We start from the raw sequence: 7,438 nt of genomic DNA on the forward strand, positions 1-7,438 counted from the left end.
TTGACGTTGACGAACTCCGTGCCGCCGTCGGAGACGGTCGCTAACCTGCTCGTGTCGCCGGTTATCTGGGGCGCGCTGACCGTGCTGTCGGTCGAGAGGTTCGTCGAGACGGGGTAGCGGCCGACCTGTTCGGTGCTTGAGACGCGCTTTGCGATGGCCGAGAAGACGTCCGAGAGGGCCTCGGCGTCCTCGGCGTAGAAGTACTCGCCGTCGCCGCGACGGCCGTCCCGTTGAGGAACTCGTCGTCGATGTTGCTCCGGTCGCCGAAGCCGACGGTGTACGTCTCGACGCCGGTCCGGGAGGCGTTCTCGGCCATCACGGCCGTCGCCGCGTTGGTGTGATAGAGCTGTCGCCGTTGATATCGAAGGTCGTGCCACCCGTAGCAGTCGTAGTTTCTGTACCCGGGTTCGTTGTCACAGTCGAAGTACGTGTCGCCGACCCACCAGTCCTCGTAGTCGTTGACGCCGTCGCTCAGCAGGACGACGATGCGGTTTCGGGTCTCGTTGCTCTTGAGGTCCAGCATCGAGGTGGCCTTGCTCATCCCGCCGGAGGTGTCGGTTCCGCCGCTTGACGTGGTGCTCTCGACCGTGCTGTCGTTGAACGTCTCGAAGTCGCTGGTCAACAGGTAGTCGTCCGTCCGGAAGTACCGGCTGACCTTGTTGCCCTCGAACCCGACTAGCCCGACGCGGTCCATATCGCCGTCGAGGAACGTCGTGAACTGCTTCATCGCCGCCTGTGCGGACTCGCGTTTGATGTCTCCGCCCGGCCCCGGGTCGCCCATCGACCCGGACTCGTCGATGACGAAGGCGACGTCCAGCGGCGGGCGCGTGACGTTGTCGGCCTCTACTATCTGTCGGACAGTCCCTATCTCGACCTGCTCGGAGACCGGTTCCGCGAAGACGCTGTAGGTGTTGCTCGCGTCCTTGTCGATAGCGATACCGTCGTCGGAGACGGTCACCGAGTCCATGTAGTCCGCACCGGTGACGTTGACGACGTTGTTCCTCTCGTCGTCGGTCCGTTGCGGGAGCGAACTCTGGTTGAGGTGTATCTCGACCGTCCGGTCGTCGGGGCGGTGGACGTGGTCGCTGTCCCCGGCGGGCCGGGCCGTGTCCTCGGCCAGCCCCGTCTCGGCGGCGAGGTAGTCAGACCACGCGTCGTGGAAGTCACTCCGGACCGAGAGCGTGACGTTGTCGGGGCGGATACACTCACCCTGGAACAGCGTGTCCCGGACGACCCGCGTGCTGGACTGTGAGGCGGCCGAGTCAAGCGTCGCGACGTTGGTCTCTTGATGGACGGTACCGGTAAGGTTGACCACCGAGATGTCCAGCGACCCGTTGCGGTACTCGAACTCGGGTGCGGTCTGCATAACCGTCCCGTTGCCCTCAGACTGTCGCCACGTCCCACCGCCCTCGTAGGCGACGGTCGCCGTCTCGGTCTGGAGCCGGATCGAATCGAGCGGTATCGAGACGCTGCAGGCGCTGTTGCGGTTGACCGTGACGTTGAGATAGCCGCCGGCGGTGACGAGTTCGGGCGTCCCGCTGAGTTTGTCGCCGAAGGTGAACTCGGCGGTGGTCGCGGAACTCGACGTCGAGAGCGTGCTCAGCCGGGAGTCGACCTCCTGAATCAGGACGCCGGAAGCCTGTGACTCCTGGTCTGCCTGTTGGTCCTCGATAGTCGAAGCGCCCAGTGCCGCCACGAGCAACGCGCCCGTGAGAACGACCCCGATGAGCAACACGGGACCGATCAACTCCGAGGCCGCCCGCTCGTCGGCGAATCCGCGGCGTGCCATTGGTCGTACGTGTCGCTACACCTGATTAACAGTATCGCTAGTTTTCAACGTCCTAGTAGGCGCCCGCGCTCTTTGATCCTGGTCGGACAGAACCGCGTGACGGCGTCGGCCCGAGCGGTATCGTCCCGCGCAAGCTACCATATCACTTCTGATAGGTGGCCACAACGTCTATATCTGTGGCTCACACTGTGGGGAATACACATCGAGACGAGCCGACGGGACTGCCGGGAGACAGTCCGCAGTCGGCGAGCGTGAGACCCACGATATGACCCACGACACACGCGCACAGACGACGATAGACCTCGCCGTCGGCATCAGCCTCTTTCTGTTAGTGTTGACGTTCGTGTTCCTGTTCGTCCCGGATCTGCTGGAACCGTTCAACACCGGCTCACAGGAGGAGACGGTCGCGGTCAACCGGGCCGCCGACGAACTCACCCAGCGGCAACTGGGCAACGCGTCGGAGCCGTACGTCCTGAACGCGACCTGTACAGCCAAGTTCTTCGACAGGGAGGACCCCGGGAGCTGTAACTACGGCGACGGCGAGACGGTCGGACAGCAACTCGGCCTCGACGGTCGACTCAGCGTGAACGTCACCGTCACGCGCGTCGGCCACCCGGACCTGAGTGACGGCGACGACATCCACTGCTGGGACGCAGACACCACGTCGCTGACCGTCAAATCGAGCGGCGACTGCACATCCGGGAGCGGCGACGTCGCACTACAGGCCGGCCCCTCCTTCGAACAGGGCTCCGTCTCGTCGGTGTCGGCCCGGCGGGTCGTGACGCTCGACGGACAGGCGGTGTCGCTGACGGTGGTGATGTGGTGATGGACCGCGGACAGGCCCACACGCTTGAGGGCATCGTCGCGGCGTTGCTGCTTTTGTCGAGCCTGCTGTTCGCGCTGCAGGTGACGACGGTGACGCCGCTGTCGGCGAGTACGTCGAGCCAGCACATCGAGAACCAACAGCGCGCCGTCGGGGCCGGCATCCTCGCGTCGGCGGCGGACAACGGCACGCTGAAGCCGACGGTCCTGTACGTCAACAGCACGACTGGGGACTTCCACGGGGTCGATACGGGGGCGTATCCCAGCGGCGGCCCACCGACCGCGTTCGGGGACTTGCTGGAGTCGTCACTGAGCCAGCAGGGCATCGCGTACAACATCCGGCTGGTGTACAGCCAGCCTGACGGGCGGATGGGCGAGATAGCCCTCGTCGACCAGGGCGTGGCGAGCGACAACGCCGTCACCGTCTCGCGACCGGTCGTCCTCACGAAGAACGACACTCTCTACAACGAAGCGGAGTCGCCGACGGACGTCACGCTCCGGGAGACACAGCGGGACGACGACGTGAGCTTCTACACCGGCGGGATGGAGACCGACAGCTCCGTGTTCACCGTCGTCACGGTGGAGGTGACGATATGGCGGATCTGAGCCGGGACCGCGGGCAACTCATCCTCGTCGGCGGGTTCGTCATCGCCGTCACGTTCGTCGCCTTGGCGCTCATCCTCAACTCCGTCATCTTCACCGAGAACCTCGCCACGCGCGGGGAGTCCATCGGTGGCTCCGGCGGCGCCGAGACGCGGGACATCGTCGACGAGGCGACCGGCGAACTGATCGCCCACGCGAACGCACACAACAACACCGAGGACGCCTTCCCTGCACAGAACGTCTCCGCGGGCGTCGCCGACCTCGATACGGCGTTAGGGTCACAGCTAGCGGCACAGGGGCAGATTCTCGACGTGCGCTACGTCGAGACGGTCAACGGAACCCGCATCGCGCACAACGACACGACCCAGCCGTTCGTCGCCGCCGACGGCTCCGCGGACTGGAGCGTCCAGTCCGGCGTCGAACAGGTCCGTGACGTGGGACTGAACGTCTCCCGGGCGTCGCTCGCCACCGGGTCACCGGGCTCCTGTAGCGGCTGTTTCGAGGTGACGTTCAGCGACGGAGCCGACGACTGGAGCGTCAGAATCTACGACGACGGGAGCGAGGTGGCCGTGACGAGTTACGTGAACGGCAACCCCGAGGGAACCTGTACGACGCCGGGACCGACCGCGGAGATAAACGTCACCACGGGCGTCGTCGGCGACCGGGAGTGTCAGCCGCTGTTGTTCGGCGAGGGACTCGACCGCACGTCGACGCTCGACGTGTCGATAGACAACGGCGATCAGGCAGCGGGCCGGTACTCGCTCGTCACCGACGCCTCGCCGTCGCTGCTCGGTGCCCTGCTGGACGGCCCGGGGTCCTCGGGGTCGCCGCGGGAGACGTACGCCGTCTACAGCACCGACGTCATCGTCGACTACCAGACGGGAACGACGAACTACAACGCGACGGTCCGGGTCGCCCCGGGTGAGCCGCGATGAACGACCGCGCCGTCTCGACGAACGTCGGGTACGTGCTGGGTCTCGGGCTGGTGACTATCGTCATCACGTCGCTGTTCATCGTCGGCGGAACGTTCGTGAGCGAACAGCGGGAGGAGACCGTCCGCGCGGAGTTGCAGGTCGTCGGCCAGCAACTGGCCACCGACGTCTCCCGGACCGACCGGATGATAGAGAGCGCCCGTCCCGCGCGGGCCGACACCGTGAACACCACGGGGTCGCTCCCGGTGGACATCGCGGGAAGCAGTTACGCGGCGGAACTGAATCCAAACGGCGGTAACCCGTATCTGGCGTTGCGGACGACCCAACCGGATATCACCGTCCGGGTGAACGTCACTACGACGGCACCGGTCGAGGAGTCCCGCATCGACGGCGGCCGGTATCGGATCACGCTCAGGAGCGGTTCACTGGTGATCGAAGATGTTTGAAACGGACGACCGCGGCGTCAGCGAGGTGCTCGGCTTCACGCTCGTGTTCGCGTTGATACTGTCGATGGTCGCGCTCGTGTCAGTGGTGGGCTTCGGCGATTTGGACGACGCCCGCCAGTTCGAGCAGACAAACAACGCCGAACGGGCCTTCGACGTCCTCGCCGACAATATGGACGACGTGCTGTTGCGGGGCGCACCGAGCCGTGCGACCGAGGTGAAACTGACCGACTCGACGGTGTATTTCACCGACCAAGTGTCGATAAACGTCACCGGAACCGACGCCAGTGGGGACGCCTTCGCCCGCGAGTACAGCTACGAACCCCTAGTATACGAGGGCGAGTCCGGGACGCGGATAATCTACAGCGCCGGCGCGGTGTTCCGGGCCCAGCGAGAGGGCGGCCGCGTCGTCCGCGACCCGTCGTTCGTCCTCGAACGCGAGCGAGTCCACCTCCCGATGGCGGTCACCCAGTCCCGCGAATCGACGAGCATCGGCGGGTCGACGGTCCGGGTCCGGGCGCAGGCGGCGCTTCGGAACCTCGACCTCCACGAGACGGGCGGCGTCTCGGACGTGACGATCAACGTCACGTCGCCGCGCCGGAACCTCTGGCGGGCGTACTTCGAACGGCAACCGGCCGTCGATAGTTGTACGATAGACGACGACAGCGGGTCGGTGCTCTGTGATCTGGCGGACCCCGAACGGCTCTCGATACAGGAAGTGCGGATGACGATGTCCTTCGAGCGGTAAGGTCAGTCGATGTCGATGTCGATGCTGTTCTCGGTGACGTGGAGGAACGTCAGGTACTGGTCGCCGGTCGTCAGCCCGTAATTGAGGGTCCCGAAGGAACTGCCCTCGTTGACGCGGGAACTCCCGCCGGGGCCGTCGGTCACGCGCAGGTCGTAGGATGGCGCGAGTTTGCCGAGGTAGTGGTTGATGAGAAAGCCCATATTCTCGCTGTCGCCGACGGTGTAGTTGCCGGTGTCGGCGCCGTCGTCGAACGAGGTGGTCGGACCGGAGACAGAGTGGTCACGGATCTCCGGGCCGAGCATCCACTTGTTGTCGCTGCCGGTCATCGAGATGTCGTCGTAGACCATACCCGAACTCGCCGGGATCAGGTCGAGGCTGAGCGTGCCGTCGGCGCAGTCGACTGAGTAGTCGCTCCCGTCGAGGTCGGTGTTCTGCCACTCCTCCTCGACGGTGGTCGGACCGGTGTCGTTGTAGTAGTAGAGGCTCACGTCGATGTCGCCGTCGAAACTGCCGCCGCCCGGGCCGCCCTTACACTTGCTGTCGGAGTAGAAGTGGAGTTCGAACTTCTCGTCGGGGTTCTCGACGTACCACGCCCAGTGCATGTTGTTGAACCCTCTGCCCCCGTCGTGGCGGAGCGTCATATCGAACTCGCTGATGGAGTGGGCGTTCGCCATCCCCTGAATCTCGAGGGACTCGCCCTCCAGCGGCATATCGAAGTCACCGACGGCGCCCGAGACGGTGGCGAGGGTCAGGCGGACGGTGTTGTTGCCGTCGAAGATGGTGATGTCACCGTCAGTTCGCTCGCTGAAGTACTCCGCCCAGCCGAGGTAGTAGTCGCTGTGGACGGTGATGTTGACCGTCCCGTTGCGGATGGGGTTGCGGTAGCTCTGGTCCCCGGCGCTGTAGTCGGTGCTGCTGTTGGGGAACACCCGGCGGGTCTGTTGGCTCTTCTCGACGGTGGCGGCGATGGAGCCGCTCGCCGAGTCGGTGTTGTTCACGCGGATAACCGGGAGCGTCAGGGTCGCGTCGCGGTAGTGGAACTCAGGCGAGGATATCATCGTCGCACCGCCGTTCTCGCCGCGTTGCCAGACGCCGCCGCCCTGATACGCTATCTCGCGGTCACCGACGTCGTACACCAACGCCCCGAGCGTCTCGTTGAACAGCACCTCCGTCCGGCGCGTCGCGTCGTCGATGTAGTTCGTGTTCGTGACCTTGATGTACCCGCTGTCGTTGTGGACGTCGTACCCGCCGCCACCGCCGTTGAGGCGGACGGTCTGGACCTCCGAGTCGCCGAGGGCGACCATCGCGGCCCGGGAGTCGAACAGCGTCAACTCCTGGGTCGCGCGGTCGATGTCGGACTGCTGTTGGCTGTCGGTGACCGCCGTCGCGCCGACCAGCACGACCATCGTCGTCCCGGCGACGACGAGGCCAAACAGCAGGACGACCCCTATCGTGCTCGACTGCGCACGACCTTCCCCCGACCCCACGCAGTCGATGTGTGTCATCGGCATATCTTCGGTATCAGGTGTCATAAGTGCAGTGGCCGATCCGAATATAGTGTTCAGATAAGAGTGCGAGGCGATAGAAAGCCCTCGGCCAGTTCCGGTCCCGCGGCTCGCTGTCACCGGAAATCGAAGATTTCCGAGATGACGAGAGAGCGCTGCTCTCTCGGACCACGCGCGCTCCCGATGGTCGCGTGCTTACATCGTCCTCAGAAATCGGAGATTTCTGATGTGCTCGCAAGACGTCCGCTCTTGCGACCGCCGGGGTTCCCGGAACTGGCCTCGCCCTTTCAGTTTGCCGGAAGACGCCGTCTTTCCGGCCGCCCGAAAATCTTCGATTTTCGGCAGGCCACCAGGATTCGGTTGGTTTGACCGGCAGAAACAGACTCTTTTGTTTCGGTACTTATCTGAACACTACCGTTTTCACCATACCGTGCGGACCGGCGTCGGCGGTGGGGCGTGTGCTTTGGCGATGCAACCCTGACCACGGTAATGAACTCGACTCCGCCACGGCCGAAAGGTGACCCCTGTTCGGCAACGCCCGCCAGTACGCCGGACGACCCGTTCCGGTTTCTCACCGCCTGTGTAACGCGCCTACG

General features: G+C 64.7%; 7 protein-coding genes. 5 read left to right on the plus strand and 2 right to left on the minus strand.

Features of this window, described 5'->3' with window-relative positions; genetic code table 11:
- Nucleotides 1-61: 61 nt before the first annotated feature.
- Entirely contained in the window at nt 62-1,789 is a 1,728-nt protein-coding gene (locus tag GJ629_RS04420) for a VWA domain-containing protein (protein WP_157511927.1), read from the minus strand.
- A gap of 265 nt (nt 1,790-2,054) precedes the next feature.
- Here GJ629_RS04420 and GJ629_RS04425 point away from each other — a divergent pair, with 265 nt between their 5' ends.
- The 5 genes from GJ629_RS04425 to GJ629_RS04445 are packed head-to-tail and all read left to right on the plus strand — an operon-like array spanning nt 2,055 to nt 5,337.
- Entirely contained in the window at nt 2,055-2,615 is a 561-nt protein-coding gene (locus tag GJ629_RS04425) for a hypothetical protein (RefSeq protein ID WP_157511928.1), read from the plus strand.
- Nucleotides 2,615-3,217: a hypothetical protein gene (locus GJ629_RS04430; protein WP_157511929.1), complete on the plus strand. Its 603-nt coding sequence runs from the start codon at nt 2,615-2,617 to the stop codon at nt 3,215-3,217. Before GJ629_RS04425 ends, GJ629_RS04430 begins: the two co-directional genes overlap by 1 nt.
- Nucleotides 3,205-4,149 carry a hypothetical protein gene (locus GJ629_RS04435; protein WP_157511930.1) on the plus strand — a complete coding sequence of 315 codons (945 nt, stop codon included), beginning with the start codon at nt 3,205-3,207 and terminating at the stop codon, nt 4,147-4,149. Before GJ629_RS04430 ends, GJ629_RS04435 begins: the two co-directional genes overlap by 13 nt.
- Complete coding sequence (locus tag GJ629_RS04440) at nt 4,146-4,592, plus strand: hypothetical protein (RefSeq protein ID WP_157511931.1); 447 nt, start codon at nt 4,146-4,148, stop codon at nt 4,590-4,592. Before GJ629_RS04435 ends, GJ629_RS04440 begins: the two co-directional genes overlap by 4 nt.
- On the plus strand, nt 4,585-5,337 hold the full coding sequence (locus GJ629_RS04445) for a hypothetical protein (protein WP_157511932.1): 753 nt from the start codon (nt 4,585-4,587) through the stop codon (nt 5,335-5,337). Before GJ629_RS04440 ends, GJ629_RS04445 begins: the two co-directional genes overlap by 8 nt.
- A 2-nt stretch (nt 5,338-5,339) precedes the next feature.
- Here the strand turns inward: GJ629_RS04445 and GJ629_RS04450 are convergent, their stop codons facing one another.
- Entirely contained in the window at nt 5,340-6,842 is a 1,503-nt protein-coding gene (locus GJ629_RS04450) for a hypothetical protein (RefSeq protein ID WP_157511933.1), read from the minus strand.
- Nucleotides 6,843-7,438: the final 596 nt, after the last annotated feature.

This window comes from Halapricum sp. CBA1109, from assembly GCF_009741825.1.
Classification (GTDB): Archaea; Halobacteriota; Halobacteria; order Halobacteriales; family Haloarculaceae; genus Halapricum.